Genomic DNA, 23326 nt, shown 5'->3' on the forward strand with positions numbered 1-23326 from the left:
TATTCTTTATTCTTGTGGGGCGTTATTGCCTTGTGGCTTGTTGCCACCTTGTGGGGCGTTATTGCCCTGTGGCTTGTTGCCATTCTGAGGAGCATTGTTGCCTTGTGGCTTGTTTCCACCCTGTGGTTTGTTGCCATTCTGCGGCTTGTTGCCCTTGTTAGGTCGTCTGTCGTTTCTTGGCTGGCGGTTGTCACCCTTAGGATGATTGCCCTGATTACGGTTGTCGCGGCGCTGGTTGTTTGGTTTGCCTTCATTCTTCTGAGGTTTGTTGTCGCCATTCTGCGCGCGGTTCTCGTTCTTCTGAGGCTTGTTGTCTCCCTCCTGCTGACGAGGTCCCTTATTCTTATTGTTCTTCTTCTTCTTTTTCTTAGCCTTGTCAAAGCGGCTCAAATCTGCTTCGGCAAGCAGGTCGGTTGGCTTGGCTGCAGGCTTAACCTTACCGTCTTCCATCAGGCTCAATGGCTTCTCGCCCTGACGGTTCATTTCGATGATAGCCTTGGCACGCTCGATGCTGATGGTTTCGAGGTTGGAAGCAAGGTTCTTGTCAGAAGAGTAGGTGATAAGACCAGCCAGGATATCCACCTTGAACTGATGGAAATCACCGTCGGCAGTCTGCAGTACGGCATCCTTAGGAGGCAACTTTCTGCTAGCCTCTACATAGCTGTCTACCTCGTAGTTGAGACAGCACTTCAGTTTGGCGCACATACCGGCAAGTTTCTGAGGATTCAGAGAAATGTCCTGATAGCGTGCTGCATTGGTGCTAACGCTGATGAAGTTCTTCATCCAGGTAGCGCAGCAGAGTTCTCTGCCGCAAGGACCCGTTCCACCGATGCGACCTGCTTCCTGTCGCGCACCGATCTGTTTCATCTCAATGCGCACATGGAAGGTATCGGCAAGAACCTTGATGAGCTGGCGGAAGTCCACACGTTCGTCAGCGATGTAATAGAAGATAGCCTTGTTGCCGTCTCCCTGATATTCTACATCACCTATTTTCATCTTCAGTCCGAGATCTTTGGCAATCTGGCGGCTCTGGATCATGGTGCCGTGTTCACGGCTCTTAGCCTCCTTGCATTTGTCAAGATCCACCTGCTTGGCGATACGGTAGATACGCTTGATGTCATCCTGCGACTTGAGGTTTGCCTTCTTAATCTGGAGTTTTACCAGTCTTCCGGTCAGCGTAACCACACCGATGTCGTGACCCGGGTTAGCCTCTACCGCCACTATATCGCCCTTCTTCAGGTCGAGGTTATTCACATTGTGGTAATATCCCTTACGGGTATTCTTGAACTGTACCTCCACGAGGTCAGTACTTTCAGCATTGCCGGGTACATCGGCAAGCCAGTCGTATGTGTTGAGCTGTCTGTCCTGTCTTCCTACGCCCTTAGCGCACAGACCACGGTCGCAGCCGTTCCACATCCTGAATTTCATATTTTTGTAATCCACGATCGTCTAATTTATAATGTCTAATTTATAATGTACAATGAATAATGACCGGCATCTGCCCCGTTATTCATTTGAATTCTTCACTCTTCACTTCCTTAAAAGGAGGACGATGATTTTGAGCGCCATATCGAAGAAAACGATTTTGGCATTGGCATTTTGCGAAATCATGCGCTTGCTGTCTTCGAAGAGGTTGGAGATGTCAATGATGTTTGCCTCGTTGATAAAGCGGGCAAAGTTCTTGGCAAAGTTCTCCTCATCCTGCGTCATGTAGCTCAGTTCCGGATTCCGGAAGTTGTACATGAAACTTTCTCTGAGCATGTGCATGAAGTAGTCGAGCATGCGTTTCTGCTTTTCTCTTCCAAAGGTTGCTATCACATCGGTCCACTTCTTGAGGTCACCTATCTTGCGCATGTAAGCCAGTCGCATCAGCATGATGAACATGTCGAGATGCTGCCGGTTTTCGTTTCCTGCATCCAGTTCTTCGAGTGCGAGGTTCCAGTTGCCGTTGGCGATACGGGCTATGCGGTGTGCCATGTCTGGCTCCAGCGCCCTCCGTTCTATCAGCGCTTTTTCCATCTCAGCGGTTTCTATCTTCTTGAAGTCGATACGCTGTGTACGGCTTCTGATGGTTTCGAGCAGCAGTTCCGGATTCTCGCTTACCAGCAGGAATAGCGTCTGGCGTGGCGGCTCCTCCAGCAGTTTCAGTATCTTGTTGGCACTTTGGATATTCATACGCTCCGGGAGCCATATCAGACTTATCTTATATCCGCCCTGACTCGACATCATCATCAGTTCGTGAGAGATGGCATCGGTTTCTTCGGCAGTGATGATAGCCTGTTTGTTATAGTCGGCATCCGTCTTGCCCATCTTCTGCATCCAGTCGCTGATCTGGATATAGGGACCTTTAGAAAGCAGCAGCTCTCTCCATTCCTTGATGAAGTCGAGGCTCACCGGTTTATGGTCACTGCCCATATTAGCGGTCTTGATGGTAGGAAAGGTGAAGTGGAGGTCCGGATGTTCCCATTTCCTGAGCATCGGTGAATCGCCCAGAAGATAGCTGGCAAAAGCCAGTGCCATCGCCAGTTTGCCGCAGCCCTGCGGACCGCAGAACATCAGCGCATGGGGCAAACGGTTCTCCTGAACCATCTCCATGAGACGGTTCCATACTTCTTGCTGACCTATAACTTCATTTCTTTGCATTTAAAACAGAATTTTTGCTATTTGCTTGACGCTGTCTACAGCCGATACGGTGAAGAAGTGAACATTGTTGTAACCATGTTCGAAGAGATCTTGCACCTGAGCGGTAGTCCACTCGATACCGAGCTGCTTGGCATCATCGTCAGTTTTACATTTCAATACCTCCTGTGCGAGTTCTTCAGGAATATCGCAGTGGAAGGTTTTCGGCACTACAGTGAGCTGGCTCAACTTGGCGAAAGGCTTGATGGCAGGAATGATAGGAATGGTTACGCCTATCTGCCGAGCCTTTTCAACGAAAGCATAGAACTTCTCGTTGTCGTAGAAGAGCTGGGTAACGGCATACGCTGCGCCCAACTGTTGTTTCTCCAGCAGATGCTGCATATCCATTTCGAGGTTTGGCGCCTCTTCATGCTTCTCCGGATAGCAGGCTACACCGCAGCAGAACTTGTCGCCCGGGTGCTTGATGGGAGTGCCGTCAAAGAAGAAACCGTCATTAAACTGATTCACCTGCTTCAGGAGGTCGGTGGCATGGGCATGACCGTTCTCGGTTGGTGTAAACTGCCGGTCTTCTTTCGCCTTGTCTCCTCGCAGAACGAGAATGTTGCTGATGCCCAGAAACTGGAGGTCGAGCAGTTCGTACTCGATGTCTTCTTTCGTAGCACCGCTGCAGATAATATGAGGGATGACAGGTATGTCGTACTTATTCTGTATAGCGCCTGCGATGGCTACGGTGCCCGGGCGGCGGCGCACACGCTGGCGAGTGAGGAGACCGTTTTCCAGTTCCTTGTATACATACTCGCTATGGTGCGTAGTGATGTTGATAAAGCGAGGACCAAACTCGCTCAGCGCATCGATGGTACGGAAGAGTGCAGCTGTTCCGTTACCTTTCAGCGGAGGTAAAACCTCGAACGAAAAGCCTCGCTTATCGCCCTGCTGATGTAGAAAATCTGCTATGTTCATATTACCTAAATTCTATGTTCCTTCTTATTTTGGTGCAAATTTACAAAAAAAATAGGGGAAAACCGCATGTTGAACGTAATATTTATAAAGAAAAAACGTATATTATGAGGTGGAGATTGATTTTTGGCATGAAAAAAGAAGATTTCCTGCCGGTAAATGCTACGCTATTCTACAGAAAATTGATTAAAATTTAAACCTAAAAAATAATGGAACAAAAACAAACAGGCTCTAGAGCCTATCTTATTTCAATTGTGATGGTAGCCGTTTTGGGCGGCTTGCTTTTCGGTTATGATACCGCGGTAATCTCGGGAGCCGAGAAGGGTTTGCAGGCATTCTTCATGGGTGCTGAGGATTTCACCTATACCGATTTCTGGCATGGATTCACTTCTTCCAGTGCCTTGATTGGTTGTATCATCGGTTCGGCGCTTTCGGGTGTGATGGCTTCTAACTGGGGCCGTAAGCGTTCGCTGATCTTTGCGGGTGTGATGTTCTTCATCTCTGCATGGGGATCTATGTGTCCTGAGTCTTTGGTGTTGCCAAAGGGCGAACCTAATCTTACGCTTCTCATCGTGTTCAACCTCTATCGTGTGATTGGCGGTATCGGTGTGGGTCTGGCATCTGCTGTATGTCCGATGTATATCGGTGAGATTGCGCCTAGTAACATCCGTGGTATGTTGGTCAGCTGGAACCAGTTTGCCATCATCTTCGGTCAGCTGGTAGTTTATTTCGTCAACTTCTTCATTCTTGGCGATCATATTGCTCCTGCTATCCAGAGTGTGGGCAATGGTATGAACCAGATTCTGAATGGTGGCGAGGCTGCCTGGGCTATCGAAACCGGATGGCGCTATATGTTTGGGTCTGAGATGATTCCTGCGGGCTTGTTTGCTCTGCTTATCTGCTTCGTACCTGAGACTCCCCGTTATCTTGCCATGGTTGGTCAGGATGCGAAGGCTGAGCGTATTCTGGCTCGCATCAATGGTGCTGAAGAGGCTAAGAAGATTTTGAACGACATCAAGAATACGGTTACTGAGAAGAAGGAAAAACTGCTTACTTACGGTGTGCTCTGTATCTTCGTAGGTGTGATGCTCTCTGTATTCCAGCAGGCTGTAGGTATCAATGCCGTGCTTTATTATGCTCCTCGCATCTATGAGGCTATGGGCTTTGACAATCCGATGGTATTGACCGTATTCAATGGTATCGTGAACCTCGGTTTCACCTGTGTGGCTATCTTTACGGTAGAGAAGTTGGGACGTAAGCCTTTGCTCATTACCGGTTCTCTGGGCATGGCATTGGGTGCCATCGGTGTAGCCATCACCTTCGGTAATCCTAATCTGCAGTTGTTGTGCATGGTATCCATCATGGTTTATTCAGCATCATTCATGTTCTCTTGGGGACCAATCTGCTGGGTACTTATCGCCGAGGTATTCCCTAATACGATTCGTGGTGCTGCCGTAGCGATTGCCGTAGCCTTCCAGTGGATTTTCAACTGGATTGTTTCTACCTCTTTCGTTCCGATGGCTAACAGCCTGGGCTATTGGTTCACCTATGGTCTGTATGGTGTTATCTGTATCCTCGCTGCCATCTTTGTATGGAAGCTCGTTCCTGAGACCAAGGGTAAGACGCTGGAGGATATGACCAAGCTTTGGAAGAAAAACTAAGTTCTTATTCTGTGAAATATCTAGACCGCCAGGCGTAGAAAGAAACGCCTGGCGGTCTTTCTTTATGCCCCCGGCTCGTCAGCTTAATCCATACCATGATATGACGGCGCGCTGTCGCCCCGTCGGTTGTGTCGGGAAAGTAGAGCAGACCCAGCTCGGTCTTGCTGTACATACGTTGGGGATAATTCATAAGCTTTATTTTTTTTATGATGCAAAAGTAATATTTATTTCAGACTTATGCAATTTTTTGAAGAGGAAAAATGCATTTTAATAGCTGATTTGTTGAAAAAAAAATCTTTTTCCTCCCGTATTACGTATAGTGTAAAAGATGTAAATGTATATATATAATATACTTGGTATAGTGTAGGGAAGAAAAAATAGCTCCTAACTATCTGATATTCAATATCTTCTATTTTTAGGATTCGCCCTGGTAGTCATTCGGGCATCTCTGAAGGCATATTTTTCGCCCTGATGGTACCTATTATTGGCTCTGGTAGTCATCAAAAAAGGTTAATTCGCCCTGATAGTCATTGCCCACCCAAATGAGGTGAAAAAATGATGTACTTCCGTTTACCAACTGAAGCGGTTGCGTCGGGTTAAGGATATGGCTGCACTGGGTTACGCAGACGGCTGGACAAGGTTAAGGATTCGACTGCATCGGGTTAAGGATTCGACAACGTAGGCTAACGGAGTCGTATCCGTCGATTTATCGAGACGTCTTGACTCGCTGACAGAACCATCTGGAGTAGCTGACTGAACCACTTGAATATTCTGCTGCATACTCCGATTTTATTTAACAAGTTAGGGCGCATCCAATCCGGATGCGCCCTTTTTCTTTGTATTCTCTAACTTTTTCCGAAACTTTTCCTAGAAAACTCTTGCAGATATGAAAATAAAACCGTAACTTTGCGCTATAGAATTTTAAAACAGATGGTTATGAAGTACTTAGATCCTAAGGCAGACCTTACGTTCAAGAAGATATTCGGCAATCATCCCGATCGATTGAAAACCCTTCTGAATACTCTTCAGTCACTCAATGAAGATGAACTGATACAACAGCAACAATATCTGCCGACAACAGAAGAACTGGAGATTTCCGGTTTTACGGATGCCGAACTCAGAGCCTATGACAAGTTTTGGGATTCGGTAAGTGTTGAAAGAACCCTTCTGGATGACAGATATCAGAAAGGAATGGAAGAAGGTATGGAAAAAGGCATGGAGAAAGGCATGGAGAAAGGTAGAGTTGAAGGCAAGCATGAGGCCAACACAGAAACAGCACAACGTTTGCTGGCAATGGGACTTTCTGCCGAACAGGTTGCCAAAGCTACCCAGCTACCTTTGGAAATCATTAAGAATCTGAGCAATTCATAAAAAATATAATAGCGGAGATGTAGATTACGAATATCTCCATATAATCAAGGGTCTATACGCCACCTGTTCATCGTGGTATATAGACCCTTGTCGTTTTTTATTCATTTTATCCATCGTATTGAATAAAATCAGTACTTTTTTATTCAATACGAATGATTTTCAGCCATTTTCTCCCGCCATTCGGTAGGAGTACAACCAAAAGCGTTCTTTGTATATATGCAACAAGGCGCAACCTTCTCACGAAGACTGCGCCTCTAATAGTTTTCTTTTTTTGTTTAATTTTTAAGAGAGTATTAACATATATATATTTGTAAGTGTAAGTTTCTTACTTGATATATAAGGATTACTGCTCCTTGTGCAACTTAGCTCTTAGATGGGCTTAGAGTTCCATCTCGAGCATAGCGTAGTAAGCCTGTAGATAACCACGGTAAACGTATGACTTGAGAGCATTTGCCTTAGTCTGACCATCTACGAGCACTCTGCCTGGTGTGATATATACACCGAGCTCCTTCTTGTTGTTGGTCTTCTTTGTGCCGATGTAAGCCAAGCTATAGTTGCTCAAGCCGCTATAGAACTGAATCTGCACCTTCTTGCCATCAGCATTGGTGTAAGTGATGTCTTGAGTAGCAGTGATAAACATCTGCTGAGCTGCATTGTAAGGCACCAACTTAATCTTTAAGTCCTGTGCAGGCAACTTCTCTACCTCAGCTTTCAGTGTGGCATCGCTGAAGTACTTTGCAAACTTGCTCACCTCTACCTGCCTAACAGTGAGCATACTGTCGCTAGGAGTTACATAGCAATAAGTGGTAACTGAATCCTTGTCAAACTTCTCTGCATCTGTAGTGCCTACGCTGCCAGGGAAGAGGATTCCACCATTGTGCATACCCTGAATCTGGCTGAAGAGAGCCTGAGACTCCTGAGGCGTTGGCCACTGGAAGCCATCGCTGTCGTCTGTATTACAAGAAGTGAATGCGAAAGCTGCAACGAAGGCAGCTACAATTGAGAATAATTTGATTTTTTTCATTTTGCTATTATGTTTTGATTCTTATTGTCTCATATTTCTCAGCCTAAATGTACCCCGATATGGTTGGTCGAGGCTCTTCAGTCCTTGTATAAAACAAGAAAAGGCGGGAAACTTGCATCACTTTTAGTTAATCTCTGTTAATGCTCTTCACTTGTCCATTTCATAGAGCACTTTTGCCAATGTATCGTAACCTTTGACTTTCAGTTCTTAGACGTTTGAGCTTTTACTGTATTAAGTCTAGGTTTGTCCTACATAGCGATGCAAAGTTAGTGTTTTATTTTGAAATGCGCAAGAAATTTATGATTTTCTTTCTCTTTTTCGCATAAAAATACTACTTTTGTGGAGATTTTAGGGATTATTCACCTAAAAGCGGAATGAATCGTGTAGACTCTGAATTTTACGGAAAATGAATTAATGATGAATATGATATGAAAAAGAAAGTAGGTACATTTAAGATTTGGCTGTTGGCGATTGCCGCAGTAGTGGCGTTTTCTGTCTTGCCGAAGGTTTCTTCGTTGGCAACAGAAGATCAGGCACTTGTTGTAAAGGAAAATAAGCAGGAGGCTGCTGATGCTGCGAGCGATGAATCGTCTGCAGAGAACAAGCAGGAAACTGCTGGAGAGGGTGCGAATCTGGAGGCGCAAGGGCTGGAGATTCCGGTATCTAAGGTAAAGGTATCTGAGACCATCAAGCATCGGTTGGCTTATACGGTATCTTATAATCATGATACGCGACAGCCGAATTGGGTAGCCTGGGTGCTGACGGGGGAGCATGCATCAGGTAAGTTGCCGCGCGGTAAGTTTGCTGATGATGAGAAGATGCCGGCACCCGTGGGTACTTTGGCGGATTATTATAACAGTGGATTGGACAGGGGACACATGTGTCCGGCTGGTGACAACAAATGGAGTCAGCAGGCGATGGATGAGTGTTTCCTGATGACCAATATGTGTCCGCAGAACCACAGTCTGAATGCGGGGGTATGGAACACGATAGAGCAGCAGTGCCGCAACTGGGCAAAGCAGTATGGCAAGGTTTATATTGTCTGCGGACCGATATTTCTGAATAAGGAGCATCGCAAGTTGGGCAAGAACAAGGTGGTAGTGCCTGATGCCTTCTTCAAGGTGGTTCTTCATACGGGCAAGAATCCGCAGGCCATCGGCTTTATCTGCCGTAACCAGTCGCAGAAAGGCAGAAAGAAGACGGAATTCGTAAATTCAGTAGATGAAGTGGAGCGTATCACCGGCTATGATTTCTTCCCTCAGCTTCCGGATGATGTTGAGAAAAGGGTAGAGGCTAAGGCTGAAATGTTTTAAAAAGGAATTTCTGCAGTATCCAGTAATAGGATATAACAAAAAAAGGCTTTCCGTAATGGAAAGCCTTTTTCTTGAAGATCTGTGACTCGCATGGGGCTCGAACCCATGACCCCAACATTAAAAGTGTTGTGCTCTACCAGCTGAGCTAGCGAGTCAATCTTCTGCTTTATGTTTCAAAAGCGAGTGCAAAGGTACGGCAAAAATCTGAAATAACCAAATATTTTGCCATATTTTTAATGATTTTCTTCATTTTTATCCGAAATCGGGACATTTTTGCCCGTTTCTTCATGATATTGCGGCTTCTCCTTCGTTACATACCGCTGCCAGTAGGCTATGATGAGCGTTGTGAGCGGAAGGGCTACAATCAATCCCAGGAAGCCCAGAAGTGCACCCCAAACCGAGAGACTCAAGAGGAGAATGGCTGGGTTCAATCCCATCGCCTTACCCATGATCTTCGGGGTAACTACCATGTCGGTGATGACCTGTACCACACAGAACACCAAAAAAGCCAGACCGAATACCAGCCAGAAGTTCTGACCTGTGTCGGCAGCTTTCAGCATGGCAAGGAATGCCGTAGGGATGAGGGCGAAGGTATGGAGATATGGAACCAGGTCCATGATGCCGATGAGAATGCCCAGACCTATCGCCATCGGGAAACCGATGATGGTAAAACCGATGCAGAACATGATGCCCATACAGAGCGCTACCAGTCCCTGACCACGGATATAGTTGTTGAGCTCGCGCTCCACATCCTTCATCAGCGCACTCCAGAACGGACGGTTCTTCTTAGGGAAGATTCTCACCCAGTTGGCTGTCAGCGTCTCATAATCGAGCAGGATGAAGAACATATATAATAAGGTAATCATCGATGCTACGATACTCATCAGTACCGTTGCCGTCTGGCTGACTACCGAGAAAACCTTAGGCATGGTGGTCTTGATGGCATCGCTGAAGTCCTTGCTTTTCAGAAAATGCTCTATCTGTTCCTGGTTGGCCTGCAGCCAGTCTTTGATCAGTGCTGTCAGGTTGTTGGTATGAGTCGTCTGATGCAGCCATCGTGTCAACACCTCACCGAGTTTGTCAAACTGGTCAATCATCGGAGGGATGATGAGCCACAGCACGCCTCCTATAACAGCGATAGCCGTTCCCATGGCGATGAGGATAGACAGCGCACGTATTCTGACGTGGAGTTTGTTTTCGATAAACTTCACGACCGGATAGAGCAGGTAAGCGAAAAACCATGCAATGAAGAATGGCAGCAGTACGCTGCTCAGATAATTGGTCATGTAGAGCACGGCCAATACGATGAGGGTAACCCCCGCCCATCTTATAAATTTATCAAATGTAATCTCCTTTCCCATAACTGTTCCTTTTGTTATAATTTTTCGTTAAGAATCGCCTTCTGGTAGCATTCTCTGCAGAGTGGCTCGTATTCATCTTTCTCGCCCAGAAGCACCCGTTTGTCGTTATTGACCAACCGGTGGCTCACATAGGCAACCGATCCGCACTTTACGCAGATGGCATGAACCTTGGTCACCTCGTCGGCGATGGCACAGAGAGCAGGAATCGGACCGAAGGGAACTCCCTTGAAGTCCATATCCAGTCCTGCCACGATGACTCTCACGCCACGGTTGGCGAGTTCGTTGCAAACCTCCACGAGCCCATTGTCCAGGAACTGGGCTTCATCGATACCCACCACGTCGATATCAGAAGCCAATAGCAGTATCGATCCAGAGGACTCAATAGGAGTAGACCGGATAGAGTTCTGATCATGGCTCACTACATCTTCCTCGGAGTAACGAGTGTCAAGCGCCGGCTTAAAGATTTCCACCTTCTGCTTGGCGAACTTCGCACGCTTCATTCTTCGGATCAATTCCTCTGTTTTTCCGGAGAACATCGATCCGCACACCACTTCAATTCTTCCGGGACGGTGCGCCTCCCCAATTAGATTTTCTGTCATTTCGGGGGCAAAATTAATAATAAGGTTTTAAAAAATGCAAAGAAACGCGTTTTTTTTTTGCTATGAAAGATTAATTAACTACATTTGCGGTCAGTATGGGCACATTATACATCGTTCCGACTCCAGTTGGTAACATGGAGGACATGACAATGCGAGCCATTCGCATACTGAAAGAAGCGGATTTGGTACTCGCTGAGGACACTCGAACATCGAGTGTTCTGCTGAAGCATTTCGATATCAGAAATCGATTAGTGGCTCACCATAAGTTTAACGAACATGGCACATCTTCTGCCATCGTAGAGCGACTGAAGGGTGGCGAAACCATCGCCTTGATCAGCGATGCCGGAACACCGGGTATCAGCGATCCTGGTTTTTACCTCGCCCGCGAGGCAGCCAAGGCAGGCATCACGGTGCAGACTTTGCCTGGACCTACGGCATGCATTCCTGCCATCGTTTCATCGGGTTTGCCATGCGACCGTTTCTGTTTTGAAGGATTCATTCCGCAGAAAAAGGGCAGACAGACCTATCTTGAATCATTGAAGGATGAGGTACGCACCATGATTTTCTATGAGTCGCCTTATCGTGTGGTGAAAACCTTGCAGCAGTTTGCCGAGGTTTTCGGGGATGACAGACAGGTGAGCTGTTGTCGTGAAATATCCAAACTCCACGAGGAGAGTGTGAGGGGTACGCTTGCCGAGGTTATCGCTCATTTTGAGGAGACAGAACCAAGGGGCGAATTTGTCATCGTATTGGCAGGAAAAGATCCTAAACAGCTCAAGGAGGAGATGAAGGAAAAGAAGCGTGAAGAGCGCCGGCAGAAGAAAAACGGGGCTCGCAGGGATGAAGAAAGTAATGAATAAAGTATAGGAAGCGACGCGTTTTACGCGAAAAAATAATTTTTTAAATCAAACATTAAAAAGGAAAATGATTATGAAAAAGCTATTATTTGCGGCATGTTTAGCTGCTTTTTGCTTGACCAGTTGCAACAACGGCAAGAACAACACCCAGGATTTGGCAAATCAGCAGAATGATTCGCTAAACAGTATCATCGCTCAGAAAGATAGCGAAATTAACGATATGATGGGTACATTGAATGAAATCCAGGACGGTTTGAACCAGATTAGTGAGGCTGAACACAGAGTAACTATTCTGAAGAACGGTGAGGGTGCCAACAAGAGACAGCAGCTCAAGGAGGATGTTCAGTTCATCGCTACCCGCATGCAGCAGAACCGCGAACTCCTGGCTAAACTGCAGAAGCAGATGGCTAACAGCTCTTTGCAGGCTGACCAGTTGAAGAAGGCCATCGCAAACCTTCAGGAGCAGATTGCACAGAAGGATAAGGAACTTCAGGTGCTTCGCGAGGAGTTGGATAAGAAGGATATTCATATTGCAGCGCTCGACGAGACTATCAACAATCTGAATACCAAGACCTCTCGTCTTACTACTGAAAGCAGCCAGAAGACAGAGACAATCAATGCACAGGACAAGCAGCTCAACACTGCCTGGTATGTATTCGGTACCAAGAAGGAGTTGAAGGAGCAGCATATCATGGAAGGTGGTAAGGTAATGACCGGTAATTTCAACAAGAGTTATTTCACCAAGGTTGATATCCGCAACATTTCTGAAATCAAGTTGATGTCAAAGTCGGCTAAGTTGCTCACTACCCACCCATCCAGCTCTTATGCATTGGTACGTGATGCTAACAAGCAGTATACTCTTCGCATCACCAATCCACAGATTTTCTGGAGCACCAGCAAGTATCTTGTAGTGCTCGTTAAGTAATTATCTCTTTCTCTGAAAGAAATCCTGCATGAGTGCGCGGCACTCATCTTCCAATACGCCCGATGTAACTGTCGTCTTAGGATGCAGTGCATCGGGCGCATATTTTGTATACCCCCTTTTCTCGTCGCTGGCACCATATACCACGCGGCTGATCTGTGCCCATCCCAGCGCTCCGGCGCACATCACGCAGGGTTCTACCGTAACGTAGAGGGTACAGTCTTTCAGGTATTTTCCTCCCAGCATGTTGGCTCCCGAAGTGATGGCCTGCATTTCGGCATGAGCCGTAACATCGGTCAGCATCTCCGTAAGATTGTGGGCACGCGATATGATCCGGTCTTTACAAACGATGATGGCGCCTACCGGAATCTCGTCTTCATCGAATGCCGCCTGAGCCTCCATCAGAGCACGGCGCATGTATGCTTCGTCTTTATTCTTAATATCTTCCATTGTTTTTCGTGCAAAATTACATAAAAAAGTTTGAAGTGTGGACTTTTTTTGTTATTTTTGCAAGGTAAAAGCATCTTTTGATGCAAAATAAAGAAAATAGACTATGGCAGAGCATAATGAATTAGGCAAATGGGGAGAAGACGAGGCTACGCTCTATCTCGAGAATGAAGGCTATGTCGTCATCGACAGAGACTGGAAAGCCGGCAAGCGGGATCTGGATATCCTTGCCGTTTCGCCGGATGGTAAGACGCTGGTTGTGGTAGAAGTAAAGACCCGTTCGGGTGAAGAATACCAGCAGCCCGAGGAAGCCGTAGATGTCAGGAAGATGCGCAATCTGGCAATAGCCGCCAATACTTACGTCAAGGAACAGAAGGTGGAAAAAGAACTTCGCTTTGATATTGTTACCGTGGTAGGGGTAGGGCATCAGGTGAAACGCATCGAGCATCTTGTGGATGCCTTCAACCCGTTGCTGATTGGATAACCCGTTGTGATTCGCTATACATTATTATATAGACATGGAAAAGAAGATTATACGATTAAAGGAAGTGGATTCCACGAATGCCTTCCTGAAGAATTTGGATACTTACGATGAAGATGCGCTGACCATTGCTGTTGCTGACTATCAGACAGCAGGCAGGGGACAGGGCGTGCATACCTGGGAGAGTGAGCCGGGCAAGAACCTCCTCTTCAGTATGATGATGTGTCCTAAGTGGGTACCTTTGCGCCAGCAGTTCCTCCTTTCCGAGGCTGGTGCGCTCGCCGTGAAGGACGCTCTTGATTCCTATACGGACGGCATTACGCTGAAATGGCCGAATGATGTGTACTGGTATGACAAGAAAATCAGTGGCACGCTGATAGAGACTGCCATCGACTCCAAGGGCATCAAGCGCTGCATCTTCGGTATCGGCATTGATGTCAATCAGACTGAGTTCCACAGCGATGCGCCCAACCCTATATCTCTGGCTCAGATTCTGGGTCATGAGGTGGATAGGGAAGAGGTGCTGCAGAAGGTGATTGAGGCTTTCTGCAAATACTACGAACTTCTGCGTCGTGCCGATTATATGGATGTGTCGGGCATCTATCATCTTTCTCTCTACCGTCGCAAGGGCTATCACTGGTATGAGGATAAGGACGGTAAGTTCGAGGGCGCCTTCGTAGAGGTGGAGGACGATGGTCATCTCATCCTTCATGACAAGAAGGGAGTAATACGCTCGTATGCGTTCGGAGAAATCAAATTCCTAGTTAATAGTTTATAGTTAATAGTTAATAGTTAATAGTTTATAGGAGGCTACGCCCTGTAAACTGTTAACTGTAAATTGTAAATTAAAATAAAATGGCAAAGTTTAAAAGAATTCTTTTGAAATTGAGCGGCGAGAGTCTGATGGGTAAGCAGAGCTTCGGCATCGACCCAGAGCGCCTGAGTGATTATGCTAAGCAGATAACGGAGGTCCATGAGATGGGCGTTCAGATAGGCATTGTGATTGGTGGTGGTAACATCTTCCGCGGTTTGAGCGGAAGCCAGAAGGGTTTCGACCGTGTCAAGGGCGACCAGATGGGTATGTGTGCTACCGTTATCAATTCCCTGGCATTGAGCAGCGCACTCGGAGCCTTGGGTGTTAAGAACAAGGTTCTTACTGCCATCCGCATGGAGCCTATCGGCGAATTCTACACCAAGTGGAAGGCGATTGAGGCGATGGAGGCAGGCTATATCTGCATCTTCTCTGCAGGTACAGGCAGTCCATACTTCACTACCGATACCGGTTCTTCTCTCCGCGGTATCGAAATCGAGGCTGACGTGATGCTCAAGGGTACCCGTGTAGACGGTATCTATACCGCCGACCCTGAGAAGGATCCTACAGCTACCAAGTTCAAGGACATTACCTATGATGAGATTTACACCAAGGGCTTGAAGGTAATGGATTTGACAGCTACCACCATGTGTAAGGAAAACAACCTTCCTATCTACGTGTTCAATATGGATGTTGTAGGTAACCTCAAGAAGGTGATGGATGGTGAGGAGATTGGTACGCTTGTACACAACTAATCATCTCTCTCAACAGGAAGAAAAAAGCAAATGCGACTGGATTCACATCTAGCCGCATTTTTCAATTAATAATCTACATAAATACCTAAATATCCCAATAAAGGGGATTTCTTCTATTTCGTCTTCTTCAGATAAATAATCGCCGAGATGATGACGTATGCCACGATGACAAGCCACCAGCCAGTGAGGAAACCGGTCAGACCATCGAGTGCTACCGAAGTAGCGAGGATGATGATGGTGAGCGCGGCAAAGCCATATTTCACCTCATTGCCCTTGAAACCCCACTGCTTGAACTTCAAGGCGAAAAGAGGCATCTCGCAAACCAGCAGATAGCTGGTGATGAGAATCAGGGCCAGAATGATGAATACCGACCATGAATATCCTTCGAGCCAGCTTGGATTGAACACAATCAGCGAACCCCAGAACAGGGCGTTGGCTGGTGTAGGAACACCGATGAAAGAGGTAGTCTGGCGCTCATCAAGATTAAACTTAGCCAGTCGCAATGCCGAGAAGGCTGCGATGATGAAGGCTGCGTAAGGCAGCCATGGGCGCAAAGGCTCCAGAAAACCCGGATATTCCATCACAAAGAGTTGTGAGAATACGATGGTGGCAGGAGCCACACCGAAGGTTACGTCATCAGCCAGCGAATCGAGCTCCTTGCCTATTGGCGATGAAACGTGCAGCAGGCGGGCGCTCATGCCGTCAAAGAAGTCGAATACGGCTCCGATGATAATCCATAACAATGCCATCTTTGGGTTTCCGCCGAAGGCAAACGATGTTGCAATGCAGCCCGAAACCAGGTTGCAGCAGGTTATCGTGTTTGGAATATGTTTCTTGATACTCATTTCTTTCCAGTATATTATGATAGAGTGAAAGCCGGAAGTATGTTCCGGCTTGCCCTCTATCTGTCAATATGTTATTTCAATTTAGCGATGATGGTCTGGTCGCCCGTAGTTGACTGTCCCATCTTTACGCATACTTCTGTACCTACAGGCAGGTAGACATCCACGCGTGAACCCAGCTTGATGAATCCCAGGTGCTCGTCGATGAAGCATTCTTCCCCTTCCTTGGCATAGGTTACGATGCGGCGTGCCACCGCACCGGCAATCTGGCGGCACAGTACATCCACTCCCTCAGGTGTGGTAATCATCACGTCGGCATGCTCGTTTTCCTCGCTAGCCTTAGGCAGCCATGCCTTGTGGTAGTTGCCGTCCACATGCTTCACGAATTTCACCTTACCATCCACCGGGAACCAGTTGGCATGAACATTCCAGAGGCTCATGAAGATGGAAATCATCAGGCGGCGGTCACCGAAGTAGGGAGCATTCTCCACCTCTTCTATTACCACAATCTTTCCGTCGGCTGGTGCTACTACCAGTTTCGAAGTATCCTCTACGTTGAGGTATCTGATAGGACAACGGTAGAAGTTGAGCACGATACCATATACCGTACCGAACACAACAACAAAAGCCCAGAACGGAATCTTGTTGTCTAGGGTTGTCCACAATATAGCCGCAATGGCTACTAATGCTATCGCTCCGGTTACCAGCTGATCGGTACCTTCGCGGTGCAATCTTATCTTCTTTAATTTCTTTATTTTCTGTCCCATATACTAGGATTAAGTTTTTATTGGTGCAAAGGTACGTCATTTTTATCACTTTTGCAAATTTTTTGTGGGTTTCTTTTACCTTTTTCAATATTTTCGCATATTTCTTTTGGCTTTTTCAATATTTCGCCGTAACTTTGTTGTCAAAATTCGAATTTTAAACAGATAATGGAAGATTTTGTTCATTTGCATGTACACACCCAATACTCCATCCTCGACGGCCAGTCGAAGATACCGCATCTGGTAGATAAGGCCATCAAGGACGGCATGAAGGGTATGGCGGTAACCGACCACGGTGTGATGTTCGGCATCAAGGAACTCACCGACTATTGCGGCAAGATTAATAAAGACCGCAAGAAGGAGGGACTTGAACCTTTCAAGCCTATCATAGGCTGCGAGATGTATGTGGCACGCCGAACCAAAGCCGACCGAGAGAAGGATAAGGGCGATATGAGCGGTTATCACCTCATTGTACTTGCCAAGAATTATAATGGATACAAGAACCTCATCAAGCTGGTGAGCAATTCGTGGGTAGATGGTTACTACATGCGCCCACGAACCGACCGTGCCGATCTGGAGAAGTATCACGAAGACCTCATCGTCTGTTCGGCATGTATTGCAGGCGAGGTGCCATCCAAGATTCTGCATGGTGACCTGGAAGGAGCCCGCGAGGCTTGCCAGTGGTACCACAACCTCTTTGGCGATGATTACTATCTCGAGCTCCAGCGCCATAAAGTGCCCGATGACCCGAGTCTGCTTGCCAACCGCGAGGCTTACGAGTTGCAGCAGCGTGCCAACAAGGAACTTATCAAGATGGCAAGGGAGTTTAACATCAAACTGGTGTGCACCAACGACTGCCACTTCGAGGATAAGGAGACTGCCGAGGCTCACGACCATCTGCTCTGTATCGCTACCGGCAAGGATCTCGACGACCCTAACCGTATGCGCTATTCCAAGCAGGAATGGTTCAAGACCCGCCAGGAGATGAACGAGGTGTTCTCGGATATTCCCGAAGCGCTTTCCAATACCCTCGAAGTATTAGATAAGGTGGAAATTTACAGCATCGACCATGGTCCTATCATGCCTTTCTTCCCGATTCCGGAGAGTTTCGGTACCGAGGAGCAGTTGCGCCAGAAGGTATCAGAAGAAGACCTCTACAAGGAGTTTACCTCTGATGAGAACGGCAAGAACCCGCTGCCACCAGAGGAAGGTCAGAAGGTAATCGACCGATTGGGCGGTTACGATAAGATATACCGTATCAAGTTTGAGGCAGAATATCTGCGCCATCTTGCCTACGAGGGAGCCAAAAAGCTTTATGGCGACCCGCTGCCCGAGAATGTAGACGAACACGTAAACTTCGAGCTCCACGTGATGAAGACCATGGGTTTCCCGGGCTACTTCCTCATCGTGTCTGACTTCATCAGGGCGGCTCGTGAGGAACTCGGCGTGATGGTGGGACCTGGACGTGGATCTGCGGCAGGTTCGGTGGTGGCATACTGTTTGGGAATCACCAAGATTGACCCATTGAAGTACGACCTCCTGTTTGAGCGTTTCCTGAATCCAGACCGTGTGAACCTTCCGGATATTGATACCGACTTTGATGATGACGGCCGAGGCAAGGTGCTGAGATGGGTAATGGATAAGTACGGTCATGAGAACTGTGCCCATATCATTACCTACGGTTCCATGGCGACGAAGAACTCCATCAAGGATGTGGCGCGTGTAGAGAAGTTGCCGTTGGATAAGGCGAATGCACTCTGCAAGGCTATCCCAGACCGTTTGCCTGACGGTGCCAAGATGAACCTGACCAATGCCATCAAATATACCCCAGAGCTGCGCGAGGCAGAGTTCTCCAACGATCCCCGCGAGAGCAATACCATCAAGTATGCCAAGATGCTCGAGGGAACCATCCGAGGCACGGGTATCCATGCCTGCGGATTCATCATCTGCCGCGACCCTATCAGCAACTGGGTGCCTGTATCTACTGCCGATGACCCTGATTTCCCGGGACTGAAGACGGCGGTAACGCAGTACGACGGCCATGTCATCGAGACCACCGGTCTGATTAAGATGGACTTCCTGGGCTTGAAGACCCTCTCTGAGATGAAGGAGGCATGCAAGGTTATCAAGCAGACTACAGGCGATGTCGTTGACCTCGATACCATCCCTATCGATGACGAGCTGACCTATCAGCTCTATCAGCGCGGTCAGACCATCGGAACCTTCCAGTTCGAGTCGCCGGGTATGCAGAAGTATCTCCGTGAGCTGAAGCCTACGGTATTCGAGGACCTCATCGCCATGAACGCCCTCTACCGTCCGGGACCTATGGATTACATCCCTGATTTCATTGCCCGCAAGAACGGCAAACAGGAGATTACCTACGATATCCCGTGTATGGAGAAGTATCTGAAGGATACCTACGGCATCACGGTCTATCAGGAGCAGGTGATGCTTCTTTCCCGTCAGTTGGCGAGCTTCACCCGAGGCGAGTCAGATGCCCTGCGTAAGGCGATGGGTAAGAAGAAAAAGGCTATCGTAGATGCGATGAAGCCTAAGTTTATCAAGCAGGGACAGGAGAACGGCCACGACCCGAAGGTGCTGGAGAAGATATGGGGCGACTGGGAGAAGTTTGCTTCCTACGCCTTCAACAAGTCTCATGCCACCTGTTATTCGTGGGTAGCCTACCAGACTGCCTATCTCAAGGCGCACTATCCTGCCGAATACATGGCGGCGCTGATGACCCGACGCTTTGCACAGATTACCGAAATCACCAAGCTGATGGAGGAGTGCCAGTCGATGGGCATCAAGACCTTGGGTCCGGATGTGAACGAGAGTTACCGCGTGTTCGGTGTGAACGAGCATGGAGAGATACGTTTCGGTCTTTCAGCCATCAAGGGTATGGGTGCTCCGGCAGCCGATGCCATCGTGGCAGAGCGACTGAAGAACGGACCTTATAAGAGCATCTTCGATTTTGCCGAGCGTGTAGATTACTCCAGCGTGAACCGCAAGGCTTTCGAAACCTTGGCGCTGAGTGGCGGTTTCGACAGTTTCGGCATCCGTCGCGAGCAGTTCTTCGGCAAGAACAACAAGGGCGAAACCTTCCTCGATACGCTGGTGCGCTACGGTCAGCTCTTCCAGCAGGAACAGCACGAGGCTGCCAACTCACTCTTTGGCGGTACCGAGGCGATAGAGATAGCTACGCCGCCTATTCCTGATGCAGAGAGCTGGAGCACCATCGAACGTCTGAACCGTGAGCGTGAGCTTGTGGGCATCTATCTTTCTGCCCATCCGCTCGATGAGTACAGCATCATCCTCAACTCCCTCTGCAATACCCATTGCTCAGAACTGGGCGACAAGCAGGAGCTGGCTAAGAAGGAGGATGTGGTGCTGGGCGGCATCATCACGGGTGTGAAGTCGAAGTTTACCAAGACGGGCAAGCCGTGCGGTTTTGTTACGCTCGAAGACTTTGAGGGTTCAGGCGAGCTGGCTCTCTTTGGCGAAGACTGGGGCAAGTGGCGCGGCATCATGGTTGAAGGCAGCACCATCTACATCACCGCCAAGTGCGTTTCCCGTTACGGCAATGCCAACTATCTCGATTTCCAGATAGGCAATGTAGAGTATCTGCAGACGGTCAAGGAGAACCGCATCGACCGCTTCACCATCAATGTGGAGAGCGATGCGATAGATGAAACGATGGTCAGCGACCTGCAGACCATTCTGGAGAATGACGAGGGCAAGGCGCAGCTCTTTTTCCAGATACATGATGTTGACAGCAATACCTATCTGCTGATGCGTGCCCGTGAGCATACGGTGGGTGTGGGCCATGCCCTCATCCAGTATATCGAGCAGCATCCTAAGATGAGCTATCAGATCAATTAGAAGTAATTTTAGTTTTAATATAAAAAGGTATAGAAAAATGGAAGTAACAATTACAACCGAGAATTTCGAGAGCTACAAGAATGGCGAACTGCCATTGGTAGTAGATTTGTGGGCAACATGGTGCGGTCCTTGCCGCCAGATTGCTCCTATCGTATCAGAACTTGCTGAGGAGTTTGACGGCAAGTTGGTAGTAGGTAAGTGTGATGTAGAGGAGAACGACGACATCGCTATGGAGTTTGGTGTTCGTAATATCCCTACCATCCTCTTCTTCAAGGGTGGCCAGCTGGTAGACAAGTTTGTTGGCGCAGCCTCTAAGGCAACCCTCACCGAGAAGTTCCAGGCTCTCCTGTAATCAGCCCGGATAGGAAATGATAAAAGCATCTGGCTTGAGAAAACATGTTCTCAGCCAGATGCTTTTTTTTGTTCGGGGCTGTCGGTGACTTACCATTCTACGCTTCTTGTTCCGTCTTCTTCGACGGTGATAGTCACTTTGGTGCAGTCTTCCGGCAGCAGTTCTTCTATCAGTTCCGGCCACTCCAGGAAACAGAGGTTGCCGCTGTAGAAATAATCTTCGTAGCCCATATCGTAAACCTCCTCGAGTTTCTTGATGCGGTAGAAATCGAAGTGGTAGACAGGTGAGCCGTCGCCCGCTGTATATTCGTTTACGAGGGCGAAGGTAGGAGATGTGATGACATCTTCTACGCCCAGTTCTTCGCAAATGGCTTTTACAAATGTTGTCTTTCCGGCTCCCATCTTGCCATAGAAGGCAAAGACCTTGCCGTCGCCCATGTTCTGCAGAAATTCCTTGGCTGCTTCATGGATCGTGTCTAATGAGTCAATTTTTATCTTCATATATTTTACTTTGAACTTTGAATTTTGAACTTTGAACTTTATGATTACTATTAATTCTTACCTTTTTCTCGGTGTCAGCGTGATGAGCGGTATGAGCATTTCCTCCATCGAGATGCCGCCGTGCTGGAAGGTATCCTTGTAGTATTGCACATAATAGTTGTAATTATTCGGATAGGCGAAGAAACTGTCGCCCGTGGCAAATACATACGAGGTACTCAGGTTAGGTGCCGGCAACTGGGCACGCTGAGGCTCCTTGATGGTGAAAACTTCCTTGCTCTGGTAAGCCAGATTCTTGCCCAGCTTGTAGCGTAGGTTGGTGTTCGTATTGCGGTCGCCTACAATCTTGATTGGTTTCGATGCCCTGATGCTGCCGTGGTCGGTGGTGAGCACTACCTGGTAATCGCTCTGCGAAAGGAGCTTGAAGAGCTCGGAGAGAACCGAATGGCGGAGCCAGCTCTGCGTGATGCTGCGGTAGGCACTCTCGTTGTTGGCAAGCTCGCGCACCATCTTAGATTCGGTACGCGCGTGAGAGAGCATGTCGATGAAGTTAATCACCAGCACGTTCAGGTCGTTGTTCCGGCACTCGTTGTAATGCTCCAGGAAGCGGTCGGCACCCTGCGAATCGTTCACCTTGTGATAACTGAAGGTATAGTGCTTTCTGAATCGCTCTATCTGGGTCTGTATCAGCGGCGCCTCGTTCAGGTTCTTGCCTTCCTCCTCGTCCTCATCTACCCAGAGGTCAGGGAACATTTCGGCTATCTTGTTCGGCATCAGACCGCTGAAGATGGCGTTGCGTGCATATTGCGTGGCGGTAGGAAGAATGCTCATGTAGAGCTGCTCGTCGATGTCGAACAGGTCGCCGATGTCTTCTGCCAGCATGCGCCACTGGTCATAGCGGAAGTTATCTATCACTATCAGGAACACCTTCTTGCCCTCATCGAGCAGCGGGAATATCTTGCGCTTGAAGATGTCGGGACTCATCAGATGTCGGTCTCTGTTGTCAGGACTCACCCAGTCGAGATAGTTCTTGGCTATGTATTTGGCGAACCCCTGGTTAGCCTCTTCCTTCTGCATGCCCAGCATCTCAGCCATCGGACTTGCCGTATCGCTCAGCTTCAGTTCCCAGCTTACCAGTCGCCTGTAAATCTCCATCCAGTCTTCCGCCGTTCTGCATTCCATCATCTGCATGGCTATCTGCTGGTAGTCTTGCTGGTATCCGCTCTGCGTCACCTCCGCCACGATGTCTTTGCGGTGGATGTTCTTCTTGAGCGAGAGCAGAATCTGGTTCGGGTTTACGGGTTTGATCAGATAGTCGGCTATCTTTGAACCGATTGCCTGGTCCATGATGTTTTCTTCTTCGCTCTTGGTGCACATCACTACCGGTGTGGCAGGCTGGATGTCCTTGATGCGTAGCAGGGTTTCCAGTCCGCTGAGTCCCGGCATCATCTCATCGAGCAGGATGAGGTCGAAGGTCTGCTGGCGGCAAAGTTCAATGGCATCTGGTCCGTTGCTTACCGTCTGCACCTCGTATCCTTTCTTTTCCAGAAAGATGATGTGTGCCTTGAGAAGTTCTATCTCGTCGTCTATCCAAAGTAATAATCCGTTGCTCATATTTTATATCCTTTTTCTTTTCGGGGTGCTAAAGTACAAAGAAAAATGGAATAGGGAACACGACTTTGTGTTAAAGAGAGTTAATGATAAAGATTCTTTGGTACTTTTTATGAAAACGTTTGTATTACCTTGTGACAAAACCTAAAAACATAGGTTAATTTAAACTTTTTGTATAACTA

General features: G+C 47.9%; 22 protein-coding genes and 1 tRNA gene. 10 read left to right on the forward strand and 13 right to left on the reverse strand.

Annotated elements, in window-relative coordinates; all coding sequences use genetic code 11:
- Nucleotides 1-6: 6 nt before the first annotated feature.
- The 3 genes from ricT to FO447_RS14920 all read right to left on the reverse strand — a co-directional run bounded on the left by ricT (nt 7) and on the right by FO447_RS14920 (nt 3600).
- Nucleotides 7-1428, reverse strand: coding sequence for a PSP1 domain-containing protein (gene ricT, locus FO447_RS14910; protein ID WP_200757034.1), 1422 nt, complete (start codon nt 1426-1428; stop codon nt 7-9).
- Nucleotides 1429-1530: 102 nt separating this feature from the next.
- Nucleotides 1531-2643 carry an ATP-binding protein gene (locus tag FO447_RS14915; RefSeq protein ID WP_200757035.1) on the reverse strand — a complete coding sequence of 371 codons (1113 nt, stop codon included), beginning with the start codon at nt 2641-2643 and terminating at the stop codon, nt 1531-1533.
- Nucleotides 2644-3600 (reverse strand): methylenetetrahydrofolate reductase, encoded by a 957-nt coding sequence (locus FO447_RS14920; protein ID WP_117727839.1) that lies wholly within the window; start codon nt 3598-3600, stop codon nt 2644-2646.
- Between the two features lie 206 nt (nt 3601-3806).
- Here FO447_RS14920 and xylE point away from each other — a divergent pair, with 206 nt between their 5' ends.
- Nucleotides 3807-5258: a D-xylose transporter XylE gene (gene xylE / locus FO447_RS14925; protein WP_200757036.1), complete on the forward strand. Its 1452-nt coding sequence runs from the start codon at nt 3807-3809 to the stop codon at nt 5256-5258.
- Between the two features lie 4 nt (nt 5259-5262).
- Here xylE and FO447_RS16140 read toward each other — a convergent pair whose 3' ends face one another.
- Nucleotides 5263-5448, reverse strand: coding sequence for a DUF4248 domain-containing protein (locus tag FO447_RS16140; RefSeq protein WP_367397236.1), 186 nt, complete (start codon nt 5446-5448; stop codon nt 5263-5265).
- 746 nt (nt 5449-6194) lie between these two features.
- On the opposite strand from FO447_RS16140, the gene FO447_RS14935 reads away from it, so the two are divergent.
- Nucleotides 6195-6629, forward strand: a complete 435-nt coding sequence (locus FO447_RS14935; protein WP_234699022.1) for a hypothetical protein — start codon at nt 6195-6197, stop codon at nt 6627-6629.
- Nucleotides 6630-7008: 379 nt separating this feature from the next.
- On the opposite strand, the gene FO447_RS14940 is transcribed toward FO447_RS14935, so the two are convergent.
- On the reverse strand, nt 7009-7653 hold the full coding sequence (locus FO447_RS14940) for a DUF4840 domain-containing protein (protein ID WP_200757040.1): 645 nt from the start codon (nt 7651-7653) through the stop codon (nt 7009-7011).
- A 428-nt stretch (nt 7654-8081) separates the two neighbouring features.
- On the opposite strand from FO447_RS14940, the gene FO447_RS14945 reads away from it, so the two are divergent.
- Nucleotides 8082-8966, forward strand: a complete 885-nt coding sequence (locus FO447_RS14945; protein WP_200757042.1) for a DNA/RNA non-specific endonuclease — start codon at nt 8082-8084, stop codon at nt 8964-8966.
- 82 nt (nt 8967-9048) lie between these two features.
- On the opposite strand, the gene FO447_RS14950 is transcribed toward FO447_RS14945, so the two are convergent.
- From FO447_RS14950 to FO447_RS14960, 3 genes are all read right to left on the reverse strand, one after another.
- Nucleotides 9049-9121: transfer RNA gene (locus tag FO447_RS14950), tRNA-Lys, on the reverse strand.
- Nucleotides 9122-9199: 78 nt separating this feature from the next.
- A complete protein-coding gene (locus tag FO447_RS14955) occupies nt 9200-10327 on the reverse strand; it encodes an AI-2E family transporter (protein ID WP_118415685.1) in 1128 nt (375 codons plus the stop codon).
- A 14-nt stretch (nt 10328-10341) separates the two neighbouring features.
- Nucleotides 10342-10926 (reverse strand): thymidine kinase, encoded by a 585-nt coding sequence (locus FO447_RS14960; protein ID WP_006847860.1) that lies wholly within the window; start codon nt 10924-10926, stop codon nt 10342-10344.
- Between the two features lie 95 nt (nt 10927-11021).
- Between FO447_RS14960 and rsmI the strand changes: the two genes are divergently transcribed.
- Nucleotides 11022-11786, forward strand: coding sequence for a 16S rRNA (cytidine(1402)-2'-O)-methyltransferase (gene rsmI / locus FO447_RS14965; RefSeq protein ID WP_022122104.1), 765 nt, complete (start codon nt 11022-11024; stop codon nt 11784-11786).
- 70 nt (nt 11787-11856) lie between these two features.
- Nucleotides 11857-12708 carry a hypothetical protein gene (locus FO447_RS14970; protein ID WP_200757044.1) on the forward strand — a complete coding sequence of 284 codons (852 nt, stop codon included), beginning with the start codon at nt 11857-11859 and terminating at the stop codon, nt 12706-12708.
- Here FO447_RS14970 and FO447_RS14975 read toward each other — a convergent pair whose 3' ends face one another.
- The gene (locus FO447_RS14975) at nt 12709-13155 is read right to left on the reverse strand and encodes a nucleoside deaminase (RefSeq protein WP_117587405.1); all 447 of its coding nucleotides are present in this window, start codon (nt 13153-13155) and stop codon (nt 12709-12711) included. It lies immediately after the preceding gene.
- A gap of 103 nt (nt 13156-13258) precedes the next feature.
- Between FO447_RS14975 and FO447_RS14980 the strand changes: the two genes are divergently transcribed.
- The 3 genes from FO447_RS14980 (at nt 13259) to pyrH (ending at nt 15199) form a co-directional block, all read left to right on the forward strand.
- Entirely contained in the window at nt 13259-13636 is a 378-nt protein-coding gene (locus tag FO447_RS14980) for a YraN family protein (RefSeq protein ID WP_006847856.1), read from the forward strand.
- A gap of 34 nt (nt 13637-13670) precedes the next feature.
- A complete protein-coding gene (locus FO447_RS14985; RefSeq protein ID WP_200757046.1) occupies nt 13671-14411 on the forward strand; it encodes a biotin--[acetyl-CoA-carboxylase] ligase in 741 nt (246 codons plus the stop codon).
- A gap of 77 nt (nt 14412-14488) precedes the next feature.
- Nucleotides 14489-15199, forward strand: coding sequence for a UMP kinase (gene pyrH / locus FO447_RS14990; RefSeq protein ID WP_200757048.1), 711 nt, complete (start codon nt 14489-14491; stop codon nt 15197-15199).
- A 113-nt stretch (nt 15200-15312) separates the two neighbouring features.
- Here pyrH and pssA read toward each other — a convergent pair whose 3' ends face one another.
- Nucleotides 15313-16044, reverse strand: coding sequence for a CDP-diacylglycerol--serine O-phosphatidyltransferase (pssA, locus tag FO447_RS14995; RefSeq protein ID WP_119238358.1), 732 nt, complete (start codon nt 16042-16044; stop codon nt 15313-15315).
- Between the two features lie 71 nt (nt 16045-16115).
- A complete protein-coding gene (locus FO447_RS15000) occupies nt 16116-16808 on the reverse strand; it encodes a phosphatidylserine decarboxylase family protein (RefSeq protein WP_117727847.1) in 693 nt (230 codons plus the stop codon).
- Between the two features lie 165 nt (nt 16809-16973).
- Here FO447_RS15000 and dnaE point away from each other — a divergent pair, with 165 nt between their 5' ends.
- Nucleotides 16974-20684 carry a DNA polymerase III subunit alpha gene (dnaE, locus tag FO447_RS15005; protein WP_153095186.1) on the forward strand — a complete coding sequence of 1237 codons (3711 nt, stop codon included), beginning with the start codon at nt 16974-16976 and terminating at the stop codon, nt 20682-20684.
- A 37-nt stretch (nt 20685-20721) separates the two neighbouring features.
- Nucleotides 20722-21036, forward strand: a complete 315-nt coding sequence (trxA, locus tag FO447_RS15010) for a thioredoxin (RefSeq protein ID WP_118066009.1) — start codon at nt 20722-20724, stop codon at nt 21034-21036.
- 89 nt (nt 21037-21125) lie between these two features.
- Here the strand turns inward: trxA and tsaE are convergent, their stop codons facing one another.
- Nucleotides 21126-21536, reverse strand: a complete 411-nt coding sequence (tsaE, locus tag FO447_RS15015) for a tRNA (adenosine(37)-N6)-threonylcarbamoyltransferase complex ATPase subunit type 1 TsaE (RefSeq protein ID WP_118066007.1) — start codon at nt 21534-21536, stop codon at nt 21126-21128.
- A 57-nt stretch (nt 21537-21593) separates the two neighbouring features.
- Complete coding sequence (locus FO447_RS15020) at nt 21594-23147, reverse strand: bifunctional response regulator/alkaline phosphatase family protein (RefSeq protein WP_022122094.1); 1554 nt, start codon at nt 23145-23147, stop codon at nt 21594-21596.
- Nucleotides 23148-23326: the final 179 nt, after the last annotated feature.

It is taken from the genome of Segatella copri, assembly GCF_015074785.1.
Lineage (GTDB): Bacteria > Bacteroidota > Bacteroidia > Bacteroidales > Bacteroidaceae > Prevotella.